The sequence below is a fragment of the Bacillus sp. FSL K6-3431 genome (assembly GCF_038002605.1).
GTDB lineage: Bacteria > Bacillota > Bacilli > Bacillales > Bacillaceae_C > Lederbergia.
Map to the genome: position 1 here is coordinate 1,967,407 of NZ_JBBOCT010000001.1, position 21,347 is coordinate 1,988,753.

Annotated in this window: 19 protein-coding genes; 7 read left to right on the forward strand and 12 right to left on the reverse strand. The window is 37.6% G+C overall.

The genetic code is table 11. The annotated features are described in order from the left end of the window. Positions 1-5: 5 nt before the first annotated feature. The 5 genes from MHB53_RS10215 to MHB53_RS10235 all read right to left on the reverse strand — a co-directional run bounded on the left by MHB53_RS10215 (position 6) and on the right by MHB53_RS10235 (position 4,600). Entirely contained in the window at positions 6-1,361 is a 1,356-nt protein-coding gene (locus MHB53_RS10215) for an arsenic transporter (protein ID WP_340917785.1), read from the reverse strand. Next, the gene (locus MHB53_RS10220) at positions 1,354-1,494 is read right to left on the reverse strand and encodes a hypothetical protein (protein ID WP_340917788.1); all 141 of its coding nucleotides are present in this window, start codon (positions 1,492-1,494) and stop codon (positions 1,354-1,356) included. Before MHB53_RS10220 ends, MHB53_RS10215 begins: the two co-directional genes overlap by 8 nt. Positions 1,495-1,517: 23 nt before the next feature. Next, positions 1,518-2,750, reverse strand: coding sequence for a DUF2642 domain-containing protein (locus MHB53_RS10225; RefSeq protein ID WP_340917790.1), 1,233 nt, complete (start codon positions 2,748-2,750; stop codon positions 1,518-1,520). A 68-nt stretch (positions 2,751-2,818) separates the two neighbouring features. Beyond that, on the reverse strand, positions 2,819-3,373 hold the full coding sequence (locus MHB53_RS10230) for a hypothetical protein (RefSeq protein ID WP_340917793.1): 555 nt from the start codon (positions 3,371-3,373) through the stop codon (positions 2,819-2,821). 153 nt (positions 3,374-3,526) lie between these two features. Further along, positions 3,527-4,600, reverse strand: a complete 1,074-nt coding sequence (locus tag MHB53_RS10235; protein WP_340924602.1) for a CotH kinase family protein — start codon at positions 4,598-4,600, stop codon at positions 3,527-3,529. Between the two features lie 273 nt (positions 4,601-4,873). Between MHB53_RS10235 and MHB53_RS10240 the strand changes: the two genes are divergently transcribed. Beyond that, positions 4,874-5,800 (forward strand): hypothetical protein, encoded by a 927-nt coding sequence (locus tag MHB53_RS10240; RefSeq protein ID WP_340917795.1) that lies wholly within the window; start codon positions 4,874-4,876, stop codon positions 5,798-5,800. Positions 5,801-6,000: 200 nt separating this feature from the next. Here the strand turns inward: MHB53_RS10240 and MHB53_RS10245 are convergent, their stop codons facing one another. The 4 genes from MHB53_RS10245 to MHB53_RS10260 all read right to left on the reverse strand — a co-directional run bounded on the left by MHB53_RS10245 (position 6,001) and on the right by MHB53_RS10260 (position 12,445). Then, positions 6,001-7,785, reverse strand: coding sequence for an acyl-CoA dehydrogenase family protein (locus MHB53_RS10245; protein ID WP_340917797.1), 1,785 nt, complete (start codon positions 7,783-7,785; stop codon positions 6,001-6,003). Between the two features lie 12 nt (positions 7,786-7,797). Further along, positions 7,798-8,976 (reverse strand): acetyl-CoA C-acetyltransferase, encoded by a 1,179-nt coding sequence (locus MHB53_RS10250; RefSeq protein ID WP_340917799.1) that lies wholly within the window; start codon positions 8,974-8,976, stop codon positions 7,798-7,800. A 29-nt stretch (positions 8,977-9,005) separates the two neighbouring features. Beyond that, the gene (locus MHB53_RS10255) at positions 9,006-11,390 is read right to left on the reverse strand and encodes a 3-hydroxyacyl-CoA dehydrogenase/enoyl-CoA hydratase family protein (RefSeq protein WP_340917801.1); all 2,385 of its coding nucleotides are present in this window, start codon (positions 11,388-11,390) and stop codon (positions 9,006-9,008) included. Between the two features lie 134 nt (positions 11,391-11,524). After that, the gene (locus MHB53_RS10260; protein WP_340917804.1) at positions 11,525-12,445 is read right to left on the reverse strand and encodes a proline dehydrogenase; all 921 of its coding nucleotides are present in this window, start codon (positions 12,443-12,445) and stop codon (positions 11,525-11,527) included. Between the two features lie 93 nt (positions 12,446-12,538). Here MHB53_RS10260 and MHB53_RS10265 point away from each other — a divergent pair, with 93 nt between their 5' ends. The 6 genes from MHB53_RS10265 (at position 12,539) to MHB53_RS10290 (ending at position 16,918) form a co-directional block, all read left to right on the forward strand. Next, positions 12,539-12,814, forward strand: coding sequence for a hypothetical protein (locus MHB53_RS10265; RefSeq protein ID WP_445661421.1), 276 nt, complete (start codon positions 12,539-12,541; stop codon positions 12,812-12,814). A gap of 16 nt (positions 12,815-12,830) precedes the next feature. Further along, the gene (locus tag MHB53_RS10270) at positions 12,831-13,163 is read left to right on the forward strand and encodes a spore coat protein (protein ID WP_340917806.1); all 333 of its coding nucleotides are present in this window, start codon (positions 12,831-12,833) and stop codon (positions 13,161-13,163) included. A gap of 110 nt (positions 13,164-13,273) precedes the next feature. Next, positions 13,274-14,686, forward strand: coding sequence for a glycolate oxidase subunit GlcD (glcD, locus tag MHB53_RS10275; protein WP_340917809.1), 1,413 nt, complete (start codon positions 13,274-13,276; stop codon positions 14,684-14,686). Further along, the gene (locus MHB53_RS10280; protein WP_340924609.1) at positions 14,686-16,008 is read left to right on the forward strand and encodes a (Fe-S)-binding protein; all 1,323 of its coding nucleotides are present in this window, start codon (positions 14,686-14,688) and stop codon (positions 16,006-16,008) included. The genes glcD and MHB53_RS10280 overlap by 1 nt, the downstream gene beginning before the upstream one ends. Before the next feature lie 236 nt (positions 16,009-16,244). Then, a complete protein-coding gene (locus MHB53_RS10285) occupies positions 16,245-16,454 on the forward strand; it encodes a helix-turn-helix transcriptional regulator (protein WP_340924612.1) in 210 nt (69 codons plus the stop codon). Beyond that, complete coding sequence (locus MHB53_RS10290; protein ID WP_340917811.1) at positions 16,451-16,918, forward strand: MFS transporter; 468 nt, start codon at positions 16,451-16,453, stop codon at positions 16,916-16,918. The genes MHB53_RS10285 and MHB53_RS10290 overlap by 4 nt, the downstream gene beginning before the upstream one ends. An 82-nt stretch (positions 16,919-17,000) precedes the next feature. Here MHB53_RS10290 and MHB53_RS10295 read toward each other — a convergent pair whose 3' ends face one another. The 3 genes from MHB53_RS10295 to MHB53_RS10305 are packed head-to-tail and all read right to left on the reverse strand — an operon-like array spanning position 17,001 to position 20,961. Further along, positions 17,001-18,110: a GerAB/ArcD/ProY family transporter gene (locus tag MHB53_RS10295; RefSeq protein WP_340917813.1), complete on the reverse strand. Its 1,110-nt coding sequence runs from the start codon at positions 18,108-18,110 to the stop codon at positions 17,001-17,003. A 21-nt stretch (positions 18,111-18,131) separates the two neighbouring features. Next, a complete protein-coding gene (locus MHB53_RS10300; protein ID WP_340917815.1) occupies positions 18,132-19,352 on the reverse strand; it encodes a Ger(x)C family spore germination protein in 1,221 nt (406 codons plus the stop codon). Then, positions 19,342-20,961 (reverse strand): spore germination protein, encoded by a 1,620-nt coding sequence (locus MHB53_RS10305; protein WP_340917818.1) that lies wholly within the window; start codon positions 20,959-20,961, stop codon positions 19,342-19,344. The genes MHB53_RS10300 and MHB53_RS10305 overlap by 11 nt, the downstream gene beginning before the upstream one ends. Positions 20,962-21,347 lie beyond the last annotated feature (386 nt).

Genomic DNA, 21,347 nt, shown 5'->3' on the forward strand with positions numbered 1-21,347 from the left:
CCTTTTTAATAAAATAGCCACATTACCCAAAAATATAGACTGAACAAACTAACGATTAAACCTATTGGGATAACAAGTATTGTTACTTTTAGGTACTGACTCCAAGTTACTTTAATTGCATGCTTTTTAAGAATAAACATCCATATTAGTGTCGCGAGTGTTCCTACCGGTGTTAATAAAGCCCCAATATCGGCTCCAATGACATTTGCCAGGTATGTGATATGCACAAATGATGGTTCTAAATCCATGTCCACAATTGACAAAGTACTAATCATAACGGCTGGTAGATTATTGAAAGTATTGGATAAGAATGTTGATAAGACTCCCATCACGAATGTAGCATTTAATGGATCTTGTTCTACTATTTCTTTTAGTAAACGAACAATAAAATCATTTATACCGATATTCTTAAGTCCGTACACGAGAACATACATGTTAAATGCAAACAATAAGATATGCCACGGAGTCTTTTTCAAAATATCAGTAATGCCAGTTCTCATTTTAAGCCATCTAAAAACAATTAAAATAAAGGCACCTAATAAACCAATCCACTCGATTGAAATTCCTAATGGAGATAGGGCAAAAAAACAAGCTCTTGTAGCTACTACAATACTCAGACTGATTTTAAACATACTCCAATCAATATTTTCAATATCGCTTCGGATTTCAAGAGGATGGGAGTACATATATTTAGAGTTGTCATTTTTCAATCTTAGTTGAATCGGTGAAATTTTTTTGGGAATATTCTTTTTAAAATATAAAAACATTAGTAGGAAAATTGATAAAATCCCTATCATCGAGGGAATAAACATCATATTTATATAACTGTTTAAACTTAATCCGACTATTTCTAACGCAATGAGATTGGAAATGTTACTGACAGCGATCGGAGCGCTTGCTGCAGTTGCAATTAATGCACCAGATATTAAGTAAGGAAATATTTGATGAGGCTTGAATCGCAAGATCGTGACCATATGAATGATGATGGGGGTTGTGATAAGAATACTACCGTCATTATTAAATAACATCGTCATAAAAAAGCAAAGGAGATTCGTATAAAGATAGAGTCTTACCCCGGATCCTCTTGATCTGTTAACAATATTTATAGCGACCCACCTAAAGAATCCTATACTATCCAGTACAATTGTCATCATAATCGTTGATAATATAGTTAGTGAAGGTCCTCTTACAATCTCCAATATTCCTATAATATCTGTCCAGGAAACAATACCTGTAATTAAAACTATTGCAGCACCGATAGTCGTTGGGACTGTTTCGTTTATTCCATATGGCCTCCAAAGCATTAATAAAATCGTTAATGTAAAAACAATTAACATAATAGTAACAGAGGAATCAAGCATGGAAATCCGCCGCCTTTTGTTTAGAAATAACAGGTTTTGCTGATTTGATTACGTTTTCCTGCTTATATGGTGATTTTAAAAATAGTTTATAAAATAATCCTCCAATTATGGAAAAATAAAGGATCATAATCATGTTTTCCCCCTCCTTTCTTATTATTATTTCCCGAATCGTTCTTGTTTCAATTGATGATACATTTTTTCAGCATGCTTCATTAAAGCATAGTATTGATTCTCTAACATTACTTTTTCTTCTTGTGGACTCATTTTTTTTATAGGATTATGAGTGGCTTTTACATTAGCAGCTTCCGATTTCCCTTCTACATTCCTCCTAGTCAATTTAAAATTTTTACTATGATTGCACCTCGGACTAGCAGTCGTCTTAGATAATTCAGAATACCCTTCTTTTTTTAAAGATTTTATGACATTAGCAGGTAATCCTAAATCCTCAACAGAATGGTTTTGGGATGTAAATGCTTGCTGATCATTACATTTGGGATTTACCCTAGTTCGATGTTTTCTATTTTCTCTCTTATTATATTGAGGTTCGATAAAGATATATTGCTCCTCGTTCATAGCGCTATATTGATTAGATTCTAATACATCCTGGCAACCTTCATCGTGAGAAAATTCTTCATCCCTTTTTAATACATTATGTTTTTCCGATTGCTGAAAAATAGATTCTCCAATAAATTCAATTTTTGAGATGACATTTCGATCACCATTATTAAAAGATTCAACATCCGTTTCCTCGCTATCATTACTTAGCTTAGAAGGAACTTGATCATCTTTTTCCAATTCATTTTCGTTTGTTATTTGTATGTTTTTTTCTACATCTTGATTCACTTGATGAGTATCCCTTGCTTCTTCATTCTCAGAAGAGTCCAGCTGTTCTTTAGACTCATCATTTGTATCAGAAAGAGAATCTTGCACAGCTTTTTCTTGACTGGTGTCTCCTTGTCGATCTTCAATTTCATATATCCCTTTACATATGTTTGAAATATAGGATTTTTGAATATATAGTTTTTCGTCATTATTTATTAAGATGATGTGATCTTCGGATATTCTGCTTAGCAACCCCACTAGCGTCTGATTATTAAGACTATTGATAGTGACCCAGCTGTACCTTAAAGCACTCAATATGTCTGTTAAGTGATTTCTATCTAGATGAGGAACAATGTTGGACGATGCGCGAAAATCTTTAGCATTCTTTGACAGTGCGTAAATCTGTTGAAGTGCAAAATAAAAAACGTTGTGATCCACCTCAACTATTAGGTGGTCTTGTTTAACATCCAGCAAAAGTCCTTCTACAAATTGGTCGTTATTAAGAAAGATTCCAACTTTGAACCCTATAAGGATGCTGAGTACATCAACAAGATTTTCCTTTTCCAATTTAGAGTTCCTCCCCTCTAAATAATTTGTCGCAACTAACAAATAGCAGCGACAAATTTAAGAAGCCACTATTGATTTTGTATTGTTATATCTTTTTGGTATTTATTTGTGTTTTCTTTATTACTTTCCTCAGACTTATTTGCTGTTTTCTCATCATCATTTGATGATTTATTTTCTGATTTATCAGCCTCTTGTTTTTCAACTTTAACTCCATAGCTTATGTTACGGACATGAAACATTGAAAGACGGACTATTTCTTCATTCGAGACAACTACCATAAAATCATCATTAACATCGTCCAGTACACCCTCTAGCGATTCTGGTCCACCACGGTTAACTTTTATCCAGTGATATTTTAAGCTATCACAAACACTTTTAAAATCTTGAGCTCTTACGAACTCAAAGTCCTCAGGAATTTCAAGTTCAAATTTCAATCCTTGTTTCGCATTATCAGATAGGCTCTTAATATGCTGTGTATTATAATAAATAACTCCTTCATCTTCGGTTAGCACCGTAAGATGATCCTCTTCTGCTGCCAGAACTTTTCCAACACGAGACTCAGGTCCACCCCTATCGATTTTAATTACTTTATCTACTAATGAAAGCATTAATTCTTTATTCATCTTTTTTTAACCTCCATTCATATTTTCCTTATATCTATATGTGTCATGGGATGACAAAGTAACTTTCATACGCCTATTTTAGAGTACAAGGTTAAAAATGGGTTTACTTGTCGTCCCTTTTATTGGAGGTAATTGAAATGCTAAATCTTTTAACTACACTATCCGCGAAAGCTCATTAGTTAAATAATGATTGCGATTTCGAATAAATTCTAATATGAACTCAGGTTCTTTCTCGAATTCTTCAACTCTATACTTCATATAAGGATCTTTTATAATGTATGGATTTAATTCCCTATATGACAACTCGATGCAGGGACCTTGATTTGCTGCTGTAAATTGATTTTGCAGTACACTTTCCATGATGTTTTTATACATGCTTCTATAATGAGGATACTTAAAAAGTCTAGCAGTTAGAGTATTGTAACCATCTATAGGAATGTAGTCATATTCCAATGGTGTTCCATGCCTATCTCTTCCCCATGTTCCGTCATAATCCCATGGAGTTATTTCATAAAGCTTTGTATTATCGTCTCTATACAAAGCATAATTGTGTACAAATCCATCGAAATTTTGCGTGCAAACGACACCAGCTAACCATAATAAATACTTTTCTATATTAATAATCTTTGAAATTTCTTCGTAAAACTCCGCATCTGTTAACGTATTAACCTTAATCAGTAAGTTAAGCAAGGATGCCTTCCCTTCCTCATTACCATACTTTTCTGAATACCCTTGAGTTAGATCCGCTTTAACTTCATTTTCTGCTGTTAGCAATGAAAAATTGGCATCATTATCAGTAGCATAATATATGCTACCATCTGGCAGTTTTCTTTTGGTTAACAGATATTGATCAAAAGACTCTAATTGTAAATAGATCCCATTAAAGACCCCGTTAATATACAAAAGAATGTGTTGTGATTGAGGTGACAAGACTCCAATGTCGCTAAAAAAGTCTAATGAAAGTTTATTACGAATGAGGGAGGGATCATTAAATTCAGCGTTAAGATGAATTTCATGTGCTCCATTCATAAAAAAAGGTTTTTTAAAAAGGATATTATATGATTTTTTTTCATGGTTTCGAATGGAGTGCCCTCTGTAGGAAACATCGATTGCATATTTATCACCGCCTATCCATAATGTGCCTGAAATATATTCATCACTCCAAATATCCTGCCTCAAAGTTTTAAAATCTTTTGGATTCATATAAATGTTATAACTTAACAAGATAGTACTCTCCTTTTATATACATTTATCCTTGTTAAATTTTATGCTTCTTCCTTATATACAGTGACAGTATGACGTAAACATGTATTTTTCCAGAAATACAATAAAGTCTAAACAGATCAACACCATATCTCATATTCTGAATAGTGACATAAAAAAATAAGAAAGTGGTGAAGGTTTTGGCTGAGACTATGACTATTGATATTAATAAACTTTTCCTAATTGCTACAGAAAAAGGGCTATCAGGATATATGCATAATAATCCAGTAGAATACGATGAAGCACCTAGAGTTTATGCAAAGAAGAAAGGGCCTGGAAAGAAAGGATCTGGCGGGAATAAAGGATCTGGTGGAAAGAAAGGATCTGACGGGAATAAAGGATCTGGCGGGAATAAAGGATCTGGTGGAAAGAAAGGATCTGGCGGGAATAAAGGATCTGGTGGAAAGAAAGGATCTGGTGGAAAGAAAGGATCTGGCGGGAATAAAGGATCTGGCGGAAAGAAAGGATCTGGCGGGAATAAAGGATCTGGTGGAAAGAGAGGATCTGGCGGGAATAAAGGATCTGGTGGAAAGAAAGGATCTGGCGGGAATAAAGGATCTGGTGGAAAGAAAGGATCTGGCGGGAATAAAGGATCTGGTGGAAAGAAAGGATCTGGCGGGAATAAAGGATCTGGTGGAAAGAAAGGATCTGGCGGGAATAAAGGATCTGGCGGGAATAAAGGATCTGGTGGAAAGAAAGGATCTGGCGGAAATAAAGGATCTGGTGGAAAGAAAGGATCTGGCGGGAATAAAGGATCTGGTGGAAAGAAAGGATCTGGTGGAAAGAAAGGATCTGGCGGGAATAAAGGATCTGGTGGAAAGAAAGGATCTGGCGGGAATAAAGGATCTGGTGGAAAGAAAGGATCTGGTGGAAAGAAAGGATCTGGTGGAAAGAAAGGATCTGGTGGAAAGAAAGGATCTGGTGGAAAGAAAGGATCTGGTGGAAAGAAAGGATCTGGTGGAAAGAAAGGATCTGGTGGAAAGAAAGGATCTGGTGGAAAGAAAGGATCTGGTGGAAAGAAAGGATCTGGTGGAAAGAAAGGATCTGGTGGAAAGAAAGGATCTGGTGGAAAGAAAGGATCTGGTGGAAAGAAAGGATCTGGCGGGAATAAAGGGCATAGGAAAAAATAGGGTAGAGTTAATAAGTTACTACCATTATAAATAATAATTGAAACGCGAAATATTCTTCATTAACATCTCGAATGACCTATAATGACGCCTGTTGTTCAATAAATTTGTTTCGAATACGCTTACCGTATGCAACAAAATAGGATGTTCATGGTGAACATCCTATTTTTCTTTTTTTAAACAACAAAAAAGCCGACCACTCTAAACTAAACTAGTAGTCGGCTTTTATTAAATTGCTTATACTACATATTTCTCTACATCAATCAAACGGTCTGCCGCTTCTCGTTTCTTGACAATAACGTTGATCGGTGTGTGACGCGTTAATTTACGGAGAGCAGAGTTCATCATACGGAATGTATCTCCTTCTTCTATTGCTGCAAGACACTCTTTTGCAAATTGTTCTACCTTCACAATCGAGTCTTGACAGAAGATTTGTGTGTAAAGGAGCTTTTGATTACTCTTTGCTAATCCCACCTGGCCAATTGCCTTTTCAGTTCGCAGAACTACAGATTCCATTGCATAGGCAAGTGAAATAATATCAGCTAATTTCCCAAGAATTTCTTGTTCCTTTTCAAGTGCTTGCCCAAATTTTTGAGCACCCAGTCCAGAAATCATCAGTGCAACTTTTTTTGCGCCTTTCACTAGTTGCTTCTCTTGATCAAGCGGTTCACTTCCGGGTTCTTCAGGCATGAGCATCATCAATTCTTCTTGCAAACTTTGTGCTTTTTCTAGTAAAGGTAATTCACCTTTAAATGCCTTTTTCAGAAAAGTACCTGGAACGAGTAATCTGTTGATTTCATTTGTACCTTCGAAAATCCGATTGATACGTGAGTCTCGATAGGCTCTTTCAATTTCGTATTCCTGCATATATCCATAACCACCGTGGATTTGCACGCCTTCATCAACCACATGATCGAGAACTTCTGATGCAAACACTTTATTCAAAGAACATTCAATTGCGTACTCAGCAATCGAACGTGCTACTTCCGATCCATTTTTCACTTGCTCCTCAGTCAATTGGCTCATGCGATCTTCAAACAAACCAACTGTCCTGTAAACTGAGCTCTCTGCAGCGTATATCTCCGATCCAAGTGTACCGAATTTTTCTTTCGTCAAATTGAATTGGGAGATTGGTGTTTTAAACTGTTTCCGCTGATTTGCATATTGCAAAGTAGTTTCAAGTGCTCGTTTAGAACCACCAACTGCTCCTACTCCAAGCTTATAACGCCCAATATTTAAAATATTAAATGCAATTCTATGCCCTTTACCCGCATCCCCTAGCAAGTTTTCTACGGGAACTTCTACGTCTTCCAATATTAACGTCCGCGTTGACGAGCTTTTAATTCCCATTTTCTTTTCTTCCGGACCTGTCGATACACCTGGGTATGCTCGTTCAACGATAAACGCAGAAAACTGTTCGCCATCAATCTTAGCGTATACAATAAATATATCTGCGAAAGCAGAGTTTGTAATCCATTGTTTTTCACCATTTAATATATAATGTGTCCCAGCTTCATTTAATTTTGCTCTCGATTTTGCACCAAGCGCATCTGATCCAGATCCTGGCTCTGTTAAGGCATAAGCAGCTAGTAATTCGCCCGTAGCTAATGATGGCAAATACTTTTGTTTTTGTTCCTTACTACCAAACAAAACAATTGGCAGGGAACCGATTCCTACATGTGCCCCGTGAGAAATCGAAAAGCCACCAGCTTTCGCCAGTTTCTCGGAGATTAATGATGAACTCACTTTATCAAGTGCTAGCCCACCATATTCCTCAGGAACATCTGCTCCTAAAAGCCCCAGCTCACCTGCTTGTTTCAATAATTTTACGGAGCGATCAAATTCATGATTTTCAAGATGCTCCACTTCAGGCATGACTTCATTATCAACGAAGTCCTCCGTCGTTTTTGCGATCATTTTATGCTCATCTGTATAATCTTCCGGTGTAAACATTTGTTCAGCAGCAATATCATCAATTAAAAATGCTCCACCTTTGATCAACTTTTTCGTTTCATTTGTCATATTGATTCCTCCTTATGATAGTAATTCGAATACTCCCGCTGCACCCATTCCACCACCAATACACATTGTGACAATGCCGAATTGAATATTCCGACGTTTCATTTCATGGGCAAGCGATAATGTTAGCTTCGTTCCTGTACATCCAAGCGGATGCCCAAGTGCGATAGCACCACCATTAACATTGACTATCTCTTCATTGAGTCTCAACTCTCTTATTACTTGAATCGATTGGGAAGCGAACGCTTCATTCAGTTCAAATAAACCGATATCTGAAAGCTCAAGACCAGCCATTTTTAACACTTTGGGAATCGCCTTTACAGGACCAATTCCCATAATTTCCGGTGGCACACCAGCTACTGCGAATGATCGAAATTTTACCAATGGTTTTAATCCAAGAGATTCTGCTTTTTCCCGATCCATTACCATGACAGCTGCAGCACCATCACTCGTTTGCGACGAATTTCCTGCAGTTACTGACCCCGTCACAGAAAAAGCTGGTCGTAATTTAGCGAGGACATCTAGGTTTGTATCAGGACGAACACCTTCATCTTGAGCAAAATTTATCTTATTTTCTTTTATTTTATTGTCCGAACCGACATGTCTGTTGATCACATCTACTGAAACGATCTCATCCTTAAATTTTCCATTCGCTATCGCTTCTGCAGCCTTCTGATGGCTTTTCACAGCAAATGTGTCTTGATCTTCTCTTGAAATACCGAATTTTTTCGCTACTTCCTCCGCAGTATGCCCCATGCCCATATAATAAGCTGGTGCCGTTTCAGCAAGTTTAATATTTGGTCGAACGACATGCCCCATCATTGGAACTAAACTCATTGATTCCGCTCCACCGGCAATAACAGTATTTGAAGCGCCGAGCATGATTCTTTCTGCGGCATAGGCTATAGACTGCAAGCCTGACGAGCAATAGCGATTAATTGTAATGGCTGGCACTGTATCTGCTAGCCCAGCCAATCCGCCAATATTCCTCGCCATGTTTAAACCTTGTTCAGCTTCAGGCATGGCACAACCAAAAATTAGATCATCAATATTTCCTTCATAATGACCCGCACGCTTCAGTGTTTCTTTGACTGTTAAGGCCCCTAAATCATCGGGTCTTGTCGTAGCGAGCGTGCCCTTTTTCGCTCTACCAACAGGCGTCCTTGCACCAGCAACAATAACCGCTTCACGCATATAATCACCCTCCTCTTCATCTCACACGATTAATTTCTAAGTGGTTTTCCTTTTATGAGCATATGCTGCATACGTTGTTGTGACTTCGGCTCAGCTACAAGGCTTAAAAACGCTTCTCTTTCAAGATCTAATAAATACTGTTCATCTACTTCTGTTCCAAATGGCACTTTCCCACCAGCAATAACATATGCAAGCTTTTTAGCAATTTTCAGATCATGTGCTGATATATATCCAGATAAATGCAACGTTTCTGCACCGAGCAATAAGGTAGCATAGCCAGATTCACCAGTAACTGGCACCTTTTGTCGAACAGGTGCCTTATAACCTTGATGGTGCAATCCAAGTACCGCTTGTTTAGCATCGTAAAGTAAATGATCTCCATTTACGCTAATGCCATCATTTTTGTTAAGAAAGCCATTGTCGAAAGCTTCATCTGCGGAAGTCGATACTTTCGCCATCGCAATTGTCTCGAATACCTTATTGGCAACTTTTTGCAAATCAAACTCTATTCCTTTTGGCATTCCTTGTAATGTTTTAATATATAGTTCTTTATTGCCACCACCACCCGGAATGAGGCCGACACCAGCTTCAACGAGTCCAATATATGTTTCCATTGATGCTTGAATGCGCGCCGTCGGTAGACACACTTCTCCACCACCACCTATTGTCATGGCAAATGGCGCAGCAACGACTGGTTTTTTGCTGTATTTTATTTTCATCATTGCCTGCTGGAATTGGCGAATGACCATATCCACCTCAAAAATATCATCATCTTGAGCGGCCATTAATATCATTGCTAGATTGGCACCGACACAGAAGTTTTTCCCTTGGTTACCGATCACGAGTCCTTTATAATTTTTCTCGGTTTCATTAATCGCATAATTGATCATCTGAATAATATCAAAGCCAATGGCATTATTAGGCGAATGGAATTCGAGTAAAACAACATCATCACCAATATCTATCAAACTAGCACCTGTATTCTTTTTCAGTAATTTTCCTTGTTTTTTCAAAAGCTGCAAATCTATCACTTTAGGATTTCCGACAATTTCCTCGTATTCTCCATTTGCATAAACCAAATTAACTCCATCCACCTCTTTATAGAAGGTCGTATTTCCTTGTTCGAGCATTGTTTTTACCCATACTGGGACCTTAATACCGTCTTCTTCCATCTTCTGTACAGATTTTTTAACACCAATCGCGTCCCATATTTCGAACGGCCCAAACTTCCAGCCAAAGCCCCATTTCATCGCTTGATCAATCGAAGTGATGTCATCCGCAATATTTCCGAGTAGTTCTGCGGAAATAGCGAGGACCGGAGCAGTAATATTCCAAAGTAATTTTCCCGCGCGATCATCCGAGTGTACAAGCGCTTTCATTTTATTCGCTATTCCTTTTGCCTGTTTAGCGATTTCCAAGCCAGGCGTTTTCAGTTTTTTACGCTCTTCATATTCCATTGTTTCTGGATTCAATTCAAAGATTTCTTTCCCTTTCTTCAAATAAAATCCTTGACTTGATTTGCTACCCAGCCAGCCTTTTTCTTGCATTTTCTTCATAAATTCTGGTACGGCAAAAACTTCTTTCTCTTCCCCACTCACCTGTTCATATACATTGTTAGCAACATGAATAAATGTATCTAAACCAACCACATCTAAGGTTCTAAATGTGGCACTTTTCGGACGCCCAATCAGTGTGCCCGTGATCGAATCAACTTCTCCAATACTATAGCCACCTTTTAGCATTTCTCTAACAGTTACAAGCAGGCCATATGTTCCAATCCGATTTGCAATAAAATTAGGCGTATCTTTCGCAATAACAACACCTTTACCAAGCGTATCTTCACTGAATATTTGCATAAACTGAAGTACTTCTTTATCTGTTTTTTTAGTCGGAATTAATTCCAATAATTTTAAATAACGAGGTGGATTGAAGAAATGCGTACACATAAAATGCGTTTGAAAATCTTCGGAACGTCCTTCAGACATTGCCTCCACGGAAATACCCGAAGTATTAGAACTGATTATACTACCAACTTTCCGGTTTTGATCAACTAGTTCAAATACTTTTCTTTTTACATCTAAATTTTCAACAACTACCTCAATAATCCAGTCTACCTCTGATAAACTTTGAAGATCATCCTCCAGATTCCCCGGGGTAATGAGTGCTAAATTCTCCTTTTTCGTAAGTGGGGATGGCTTTTGCTTTAATAATTTCAACAATGCATTTTCTGCTAACCTATTCCTCACTTTCTTATCTTCAAGTGTTCGCTCTTTAGACATTTCTTCCTTTGTTAGCTCCTTTGGCACGATATCTAAAAGTAATGTTGGAATACCTATATTAGCCAGATGAGCTGCTATTCCAGAGCCCATAACACCTGATCCAAGGACAGCGGCTTTTTTAATGCTGTAAGTCAAATTATATTCCCCCTTCACTAGCTTGAATGAACACTCACTCATTTTTACAATAAAAAAATATAAATGAATGTCTGATTATTATTAATATATCGGATTTTCTATTCGCTTGCAATCAAAATTTATAATGGTCTTTTTTATTTTTCAGTAAAAATGCTCTTTAACACGAATATGACGTTAGCCGGCCGTTCCGCAAGTCTGCGCATAAAATATCCATACCAATCTGTACCATAAGGCATATATACGCGCATTGTATAACCTTGTTTCACAAGGTCAATCTGCCTTTGAGATCGTATTCCATACAACATTTGAAATTCAAATCTCGCCTTTGGAATACCATTTTCCTGCACAAATAGTTTTACGAAATCAATGATTGTTTCATCATGTGTGGCAATCGCTGTATAATGTCCGTTTAATAGATGCGTTTTAATCAGCTCTTTAAAATTATCATCCACATCCACCTTTTCTGGGAAAGCTACTTTTGGTGATTCTTTATACGCACCTTTAACTAAACGAAGATTTGGTGAAAATGCCTCTAAATCAAGCAGATCTTTTTGCGTTCGATATAAATAGGCTTGGATAACAGTCCCAATATTTTCATATTCCATTTTTAACATTTTGAATATATCTAATGTTTTTTGACATCGAGAAAAATCCTCCATATCAATCGTAATAAATACATGATTCATTTTCGCCACATCCATAATCTCGCGCATATTTCTCATAACAATCGCATTAGAAAGATCCATGCCCATTGATGTAAGCTTCAATGATAATTGGGAATCAAGACCTTTATTAGCGATCGTTTGAATAGCCATTATTGCGTTATCTTTCATTACGCTCGCTTCTTTTTCATTGTCTACAAATTCACCTAAATAGTCGATCGTAACAGCAAGTCCCTGTTTATTTAAATCTTTAATCCTATCTATTGCTTGCCCAAGAGATTCCCCTGCAACAAATCTTGAAGCACCGAACCTGAGTCCGTATTTTTTAGCCACTTTTGAAAATGTTTTATTTTTCGATAAAAATAAAAAGAAATTGCGCATTGCTTTTTCCATGCTACTCAACTCCTCTCAACTATCATATAAGATGGTATAAAATTGTACGCCGCAGGCATGCTAAATGTTGAATATATGAAAGGAGGAAATCATTTGCAAAATCAACAAATGAATCAACAAAATCAAGGTCAACAAATTGTCATGCCACAACCACCTCATGTCATTACTACAAAAGACTTTGCTTATATTAATGATATGCTAGCGTGGAACTTGCTAGCAATGAAAAAAGCACATTTCGCTGCTAGCCAATGCCAAGATCAGCAAATTAAAACAGTAATTAATTCATGTGGGCAAATGCATCAACGCCATTATGAAAAATTACTTGGACATTTGCAAGAAAAACAACAATCCAATACGTTCATCCAATGATAAAGGAGGCCTATCCATGCAAAACCAAAAAATTCAAAATCCTTCCATGCAAGTGCCTAAAACTCCTCAGATGAATGAGCGGGACTTTATTAATGATATGTTATCTACTGAAAAATATCTGACAGATGCTTACGCAACCGCTCTACATGAAGCTAGTCACCAGCATCTTTACGATGATATACTTACCATTTTCAATGAAACACAACAAGCACAGCGGGATCTATTCGTCGAAATGTTTCAAAAAGGCTGGTATAAATTAGAAGCTGAAGATCAACAAAAAATTCAACAATCATATCAACAACATGCCGGATATGCCAATCAATTTCCATACAATGCGTCCATGCAATAACCAGTGCCAGGCACCGAAACAATTCTGTATTGTTTCGGTGCCTGGCACTTTTTTAATTGCATAAAAGCACTTACATTCCTATAATATAGTTATAGAAATGAGGGAAGAAAATGCTTTCACCACAGATTTCGGAAAAACTAATCTCCATTGTTGGCAAGGAAAATTTCGATGATTCCCAAGTTGGTAAATTAGTATATTCATATGATGCATCACCACAGTTTCAATCGATGCCTGATGCTGTCATATCTCCACGCTCCACAGAAGAAATTTCTGAGGTTTTACGCTTTTGTAATCAACATAAAATTCCTATCGTTCCACGCGGATCTGGAACAAACCTATGCGCGGGCACGACACCAACTGAAGGTGGAATCGTATTACTTTTTAAATATATGAACAAAATTCTTGAAATTGATGAGGATAATTTAACCGTCACTGTCCAGCCTGGGCTTATTACATTAGATCTGATTCATGCTGTAGAAGAGAAAGGTTTATTTTATCCACCTGATCCAAGCTCTATGAGCATCTCAACTATCGGCGGTAATTTAAATGAAAATTCCGGTGGGTTACGTGGACTAAAATACGGTGTCACCCGTGATTACGTCTTAGCGCTTGAAGCAGTCCTGCCTAATGGGGATATTATTCGAACGGGTGGAAAATTAGCAAAAGATGTGGCCGGATATGATTTAACTCGTTTATTTGTCGGCTCTGAAGGTACGCTTGCCATTATTACAGAAGCAACATTAAAGCTTATACCCATGCCTGAAACCAAAAAAACATTACTAGCGCTTTATCAAGATCTTGACGCTGCAGCACGTTCTGTTTCAAAAATAATTTCGAATAAAATTATCCCTGCTACGCTAGAATTTTTGGATCAGCCGACACTTGAAGCAGTCGAGGATTTCGCGAAAATTGGACTGCCGACAAATGTGAAAGCAGTTCTTTTAATTGAACAAGACGGCCCAGCTGAAGTTGTTGATCGCGATATGGAAATGATTGCTGCCATTTGTCGAGAACAAGATGCTGAATCCGTTGAAATTGCGAAAGATCAGCATACAGCCGAGTTGTTAAGTACTGCAAGGCGTTCTGCATTGTCAGCACTCGCAAGACTTAAACCTACGACAATCCTAGAAGATGCTACTGTACCTAGATCTGAAATAGCCAAGATGGTTGAGGCTATCGAGAAAATCGCGGTGAAATATGATGTAAAAATTTGTACATTCGGACACGCTGGCGATGGAAATTTACATCCGACTTGTCCTACTGATATACGAGATCTTGATGAGATGTCGCGCGTTGAACAAGCATTTGAAGAAATTTTCGCCGCCGCGATTGATCTAGGTGGTACAATCACAGGCGAGCATGGTGTTGGGCTCGTAAAAGCACCTTATCTTGAATGGAAACTTGGTCCAGAAGGTATCACTGCAATGAAGGCGATTAAACATGCCTTCGATCCAAATAACATCATGAATCCTGGTAAAATATTTGCGAAAGAAAGCCGAAAAAGAGTGGTGGTAACACGATGATTGCAACAGATGAGCAGCAAAAAATTCAGCAACAGTTTGCAGAACAAATGGATATGGACGAACTCCTTAATTGTATGCGCTGCGGATTTTGTCTCCCGGCTTGTCCAACATATATCGAAACGAATTTTAATGAAAAACATTCCCCTCGTGGACGGATTGCTCTGATGAAGGCAGTTGCAGACGGCATGATTGATTTCGATGATGACGTTGAAGAATCTCTGGACCTTTGTCTTGGGTGCCGTGCATGTGAACCTGCATGTCCTGCCGGAGTAAACTATGGAATGCTGTTAGAAGATGCACGGGATATTATTTCACAAAATAAAAAACACAGTATGCCTGTTAAAACAGTACGAAACACCGTATTCGAAGGTCTATTTCCTCATCAAAATCGGATGGTTAACCTAACTGGATTACTTGGCTTTTACCAGCGTTCTGGTTTGCAAAAAACAGTGCGCAAAATTGGATTCATGAAGCTGTTCCCAGAAAACCTTGCACAAATGGAACGCGTATTACCAGAAGTTCCGAAAAAGAAAGACATGAAAAATCGTCCAGTATTTTTACAAGCCCAATCAACTAGAACAACGACTGTCGCCTTCTTTTCCGGCTGTCTCATGGATACAATGTTCATGAAAACAAATGATGCGACAATGAAATTGCTACAAATGGCGGGATGCGATATCGTTATTCCTAAAAACCAAGGCTGCTGCGGCGCATTACATGGGCATAGCGGTGAAAAAGCGAAAGCAACCGAGCTTGCAAAGAACAATATTACAGCATTTGAAGAAACAAATGCCAATTATATCGTGACAAATGCCGGTGGCTGCGGTGGTTTTCTTATTGGCTATGATCATTTATTAGCTGACGATCCTGAGTGGAGCGAACGAGCGAAAGTATTTACTGGAAAGTTAAAAGACATATCTCAAATTCTTGTTGATCTTGATTTTCATCGAAAGCATGCTCTTCGTTTGCCGGGCGCTATTTTCACCTATCAGGATTCATGCCATCTGCGTAATGTCATGCATACGGCGTCTGCTCCTAGGACACTGCTCGATGCCATTACCGATGCTAGATTCCGCGAAATGACCGATGCGGAGCGCTGCTGTGGGTCAGCTGGCATCTACAATATTGTTGAACCAGAAATGTCTATGCAAATTCTTGATCATAAAATGATACATGTCCAGTCCGTTCAACCTGGAATTATTGTGACAGCTAACCCAGGATGCCTCTTGCAAATGAAGCTTGGTATCGAACGTGCTGGAATGCAAGGTAAAGTGAAAGCAGTTCATATTGCAGATATATTATTGGAAGCAGCATTAAATTAGCAAGTTAACCCGGCGAGAAATTCTCCTCGGGTTTTTGCTTGTTTAGGCAATTAAAAATAAATAAGAATATAACGAAAAGGTTGTCTAAATATTAGCTTAACCTGGATCATGTTAAAAAAAGTGATGTTTTTATGAATGTAATGTTAAGTCGCCTTTACTTTTTGTTTATTATATCATACAATGAAATCAAATCAAGATGTTAACTCAACTTAACAATAAGGAGGTTAGTAGTGGTCATTCAGAATCGTGTCAAGGAATTGCGTGCTCGGTTTAATTATTCACAAACAGACTTAGCGGAATTAGTTGGAGTCACACGACAGACAATTGCTGCGATTGAGAAAGGTGATTATGTTCCTTCACTATTACTTGGTCTTGCGATCTGCAAATCTTTCAATCTGCCCATGGAAAATGTATTTTGGCTTGAAGAAAAGGAGGAAGTAAATTGAAAAAATCTTTTATATCCATGATTTTAAGTCTTTTGACTATTGGCATCGCTGGATGGTGTCTAGGCTCCCTTTATAATACGCAAGTTCAATTTTCCCATGTACTGAAGAACCCGGAGCCACCTTGGGAAATATCATTTTATATAATGCCTTTCATCTTTTTTATCTTATTTGTGATCATTCTATTACTCATTTATATTCGGCGAAAAAAATACAAGCAAAAAAGTTCATTCTTGCTTTTTCCTTTCGAATTTTCTGAGGAAGATGAGCGTGAAAAGCAAGTATCAGGTGAGGCATGTAGAAGAGCATTCATTTCAACATGGGTTGCTGCTCCAATTGCAGCCGCATTGCTTGCATTCTATCCACTTTTCCAGGAAAAGTTTATTCACTTTCCACTTCTATTAATATTACTTATTCCTACAGTGCAAATTATCACCTATTATTTGCATATTCGAAAAGTCCATTAAAAAATCAGCGGCATCTTTGCTGCTGATTTTTACCATTTATTAGACTATTTCAAGAAGCAAAATGAAACCTTTCTAAAAAGTTCTATGTGACAACCTTTGTTTCTTTTTTCCTATTTTTAAAAAATGCGATAATAAGAAGAAAGAGCGGAATGATTATTTGAAAAGGAAGATGAAGAAACACTGGGACGACCTTCAAACCTTCCTGAAGATGTTCCGCCACATTACTTGCGATAATGATGGACATAAATAAGACGACTAAACCAATTGGAAACGCGAGTTGCGAAGGTTGTTTTATTTTGAATAAGTCCGCAGCCCCAATCACAGCAGCATAAAAAAATATACTGATTTTAATAAAACCAAGAACAATCATTGCAAGCATAAAAAAAATATCAAGTCGTTCCAAAAACTCTGCAAATTGTATCGTTTGGACTGTGCTAAGTAATGGGAATTGTGTTCGAGAAATAAGGGAAACGCCAAGAACACTAATATTAATCGCCATAGTAATTGCTAGATTTATTCCACTTAATCCCAAGGCTAATAAACCTGTAATTCTTGCTTTTTTAGGATTATTTAAATAAGGAAAAATCATTCCAAATACTACTATTTCTCCAAACGGAAAAAACAAGACCTGACCAAAGGCTACTTTAAATAATGGATAAATACCTTCTTCCAATATTGGCTTTAAGTTATTAATATGAATGATGCCAGAAAAAATAATTAGCACAAATCCACTAATAGCGAGAAAATAAATAAAGAAAAAAGCTAGCTCTCCCGTTCTCGCTAGCACCTCTATGCCTTTACGTACTGTATAAACAACAACAAACATCAAAAGTGCGTGGTTTATCGATAACGGTGTTTCTGGGTATGCAATAATAGCCAGCATTTCCCCGAAATCCCGTAACACCCTAGAAGCAAGATATAAAAAATATATCACATAGAGCAAGGCGAGTATTCTACCAAAGGTTTTTCCTATTAACTTTTGCACAAAAGTGGTTGGTAAGGAATCGGGATAATATAAATAAAGGCGGTGATATATTAAAAACATGCCAAAACCGCCTACCATGCCTAGCAAAATGGCGAGCCAAGCATCCCGATTTGCCTCCATAGCAATCGGGACCAATAAGGCACTTCCCAGTTCAAACAATATTATGAGGACAAACAATTGGTATGGGCTAATTTTCGCTTTCTCCACGACTGTATCAACTTCTTCCGCTCATTGGTTATTTTCTATTTCATTTAGGAATGACTTGTTTCGTAAACCGCTGCGGCGCACATAAGTATCTACCTTCACGTTCACTTTCAGTTCCGGAAAATAATCGTTATTCCACTCTTTTTTTAATTCCTTCCATACTTTTGGATCTGAACGATGTACAGCTTCCCCAAATCCAAAAATGTCTGCTTGCTCTTTTTGCATATGTTGGACAGAGTTTTCTATCTGTCTCTTAATTTCTTCTTCCAATTTTCCTTCTATTTTTTTTATCTCATATGGGTCGTTAAGATTTACAGGTATTGTCAATCCACTAATATCTCCTTCAGCTCGAACATGAATGGAAATACTTGGCGTTTTGTTTTTGATATGGGCGGAAACATCAGTTTTTTGGCGAATTACTTGAAAAGTGATTGCCTCTTCTTTTTCTTTCCACTTAATAAAGATGCTTGTATTCTTGATTCTATCCATTACCCACACTGCCCCTTTTGATGTTTCCCCATGGAGCCAGTCGATCAATTTACCATCTTTAATGACAGCAAGACCGCCAGTTTCAATGACTACGTCAGGAACCGTGTTTTGAAGACTTTCCATTTTTCCAATTTGCTCCTCGTCGCCAATTAGACGCATTCCGGTAATGACCGGTACCTTACTAGATGAAATAAGCCCTTTTATCAATTCACTCACAGAAACATCGATATTTTCACCCAACCTTTCTTCCGAATATTTCATTGTCTTTAACACATTTTCAGCTGAGATTTTATCGATTGATGTTAAGGTCTTAATAATTTTCTCAGCTGCTGTATCTTCGGCAATCACAACGGATGCTGTCGTTCGAAATTGTACGTCACGATCCAAAATATCAAAAATAGACATGATCCCTTCTTCTTTTGCCAACTCTTCACTAATAACTACAAGACCCGTGTGAGAAAAGTATTGTTGTCGAGAGATCTTCTTGGTTAATTGGTCACTTACTTCGATTAGGTTATGTCCCGTGGCTGTATGTACGACAAAAGGGGTACCTTCACCACTCCCTCCACCAGGCATTCCTGCTACATTTCCGGGAATGACGATTTGAAAGCTGCCAACATATTCTCCTTTTTCATTTTTATCAATTCCAAAAGCAGTTACGATTGCCAATTCCGTTAATTCCTTTTGACTCCAGCATCCTGATAACAATAAAGTGGCGACTGTGATCGAGAAAAGACATAAAAGTCTACGGCTCATTTCGATCATCCTTATCCGTGCTGTTATTGACCATCCCACGGTCTGTAGAAGGACCAGGCATTTGATCTTCACCTTGTCGAGTTAGGTTTTCATTGTTTGCAATTAATTCCGGCCTTTTATTGAAATTCCACCATGGCACTCGAACGACTGTATCACCAGTATTCCCTGGAATGAAAGGGGCGAGTGGCGTCATATATGGAACTCCGAAAGAACGGAGACTAGTTAAATGAACGATTAGAACGATACCTCCTAATACGATTCCATAAATACCAAATGTGGCTGCGGCTATCATAAACCCAAAACGGAGCAAACGCAGGGAGATCGCCATTCCAAAATTAGGAGTAGCAAAATTTGCAATGGCTGTAATTGCTACAATAATAACCATAGCCGCAGAAACTATTCCGGCTTCTACTGCTGCTTGTCCAACGACTAATGCTCCTACAATTGAAACAGCCGTACCAACAGGCTTGGGCAATCGCACCCCCGCTTCCCTTAAAATTTCAAAGGTTACCTCCATAAGTACCGCTTCGAAAAAGGCTGGAAAAGGCACTGTTTCTCGCTGAGCTGCAATAACGATTAACAGCTTGGTAGGAATCATCTCGTGATGAAAAGTCGTGGCGGCAATATATAAAGCTGGAGCGAAAAGAGAAATGACCAAAATAATTACTCGTAAAATCCGAAGTGCGCTAGCAATATCAGATCGAAAATAATAATCATCAGCCGTTTGAAAAAACTGAACAAAAACTGCGGGTACTAGTAGCACAAACGGACTACCATCAACAAAAACTGCTATCTTTCCCTCCAACAAATTACCAGCTACTACATCCGGCCTTTCTGCCCGGTACATCGTTGGAAATAGTGTAGCCGCTTGATCTTCGATAAATGCCTCAATATAACCACTATCAAGAATACTATCGGTGTCAATCGTTTTTAATCTTTCTTGTGTTTCTTTAATTATTTTTTCATTTGCAATTCCGTTGACATACATAATCACTATATCGGTATTTGTAACTTTTCCTACCCTCAACGTCTCAACCCATAAATTTGTGTTTTTAATAATCCGACGGACCATCGCTGTATTTGTTCCAATGGATTCAGTAAAACCAATTTTTGGCCCCATTATGTCTACTTGCGTACTTGGCTCCTCGATTGATCGTCGTTCTCCACCTTTAGTGTCAACACTTAGCGCCTCATTTATTTCATCCATTAGAATAATCGTTTCGCCTGACATTAAAGAATAAAACAGCTCTTCCCAGTTCCTTATCGGATTTATACTGCCAATCGCCACGACACCTTCAGCTATCATTTCAAAAGCTTCCTGCTTCTTTATTTTTTCTTGTAATTCGTGTTTTTCCAAGATAGCTTCTATTAAAAAATCATTGATAAATTGGCTGTCAACAATTCCATCTACATACACTAATGCTATTTTCGTTTCAGGGCTATTTCCCATTATCAACTTTCGTGTAATAACATCCGGACTATTTCCCGTTTTTTGTTTAATAATGTCCAGATTAGCCTCTAAAGAATATTCAATAGACATTGGAAGTTGAGTTACATGATTTTTCTGGCTTTCTTTTTTATGTTTGGCCCGTTTAAATAATGAAGGCATCGCACACATACCCTTCTTTATTGTTTAGTCTTCGTTTTATCCATATAAGCTATGTTTTATAACATTTTTCCTTTTAAAAGTTCTTGCATATTTTGATATCTGTACTTAACAAGGGAAAGATATGAATCGGAGAGTGATAAAAGTTGAAAATTATCAGTATCACTTTATTGATGATAGTACTATTAATAGGCTTATCATTAAGTGTTGACATTTTTTTAGGATATGATCTAAAAAATTCATTGCAAGATATGACGAGTCCTTTGCAGGTGATGGAACTTATTGAATTAATTGTTTTTCTTCTTTACTTATTATTGGTGATTATTCACCCCGTGTATTCTCTTTACCAAAAAAGAAGAATGAAAAAATCATAAATAAAACGGCAGACT

Coding starts and splice junctions, on each gene's coding strand:
- MHB53_RS10215 (WP_340917785.1), bottom strand. CDS start 1,361: ATGCTTGATTCCTCTGTTACTATTATGTTAATTGTTTTTACATTAACG.
- MHB53_RS10220 (WP_340917788.1), bottom strand. CDS start 1,494: ATGATTATGATCCTTTATTTTTCCATAATTGGAGGATTATTTTATAAA.
- MHB53_RS10230 (WP_340917793.1), bottom strand. CDS start 3,373: ATGAATAAAGAATTAATGCTTTCATTAGTAGATAAAGTAATTAAAATC.
- MHB53_RS10240 (WP_340917795.1), top strand. CDS start 4,874: ATGAAGCACCTAGAGTTTATGCAAAGAAGAAAGGGCCTGGAAAGAAAG.
- MHB53_RS10245 (WP_340917797.1), bottom strand. CDS start 7,785: ATGACAAATGAAACGAAAAAGTTGATCAAAGGTGGAGCATTTTTAATT.
- MHB53_RS10250 (WP_340917799.1), bottom strand. CDS start 8,976: ATGCGTGAAGCGGTTATTGTTGCTGGTGCAAGGACGCCTGTTGGTAGA.
- MHB53_RS10260 (WP_340917804.1), bottom strand. CDS start 12,445: ATGGAAAAAGCAATGCGCAATTTCTTTTTATTTTTATCGAAAAATAAA.
- MHB53_RS10270 (WP_340917806.1), top strand. CDS start 12,831: ATGCAAAACCAAAAAATTCAAAATCCTTCCATGCAAGTGCCTAAAACT.
- glcD (WP_340917809.1), top strand. CDS start 13,274: ATGCTTTCACCACAGATTTCGGAAAAACTAATCTCCATTGTTGGCAAG.
- MHB53_RS10300 (WP_340917815.1), bottom strand. CDS start 19,352: ATGAGCCGTAGACTTTTATGTCTTTTCTCGATCACAGTCGCCACTTTA.
- MHB53_RS10305 (WP_340917818.1), bottom strand. CDS start 20,961: ATGCCTTCATTATTTAAACGGGCCAAACATAAAAAAGAAAGCCAGAAA.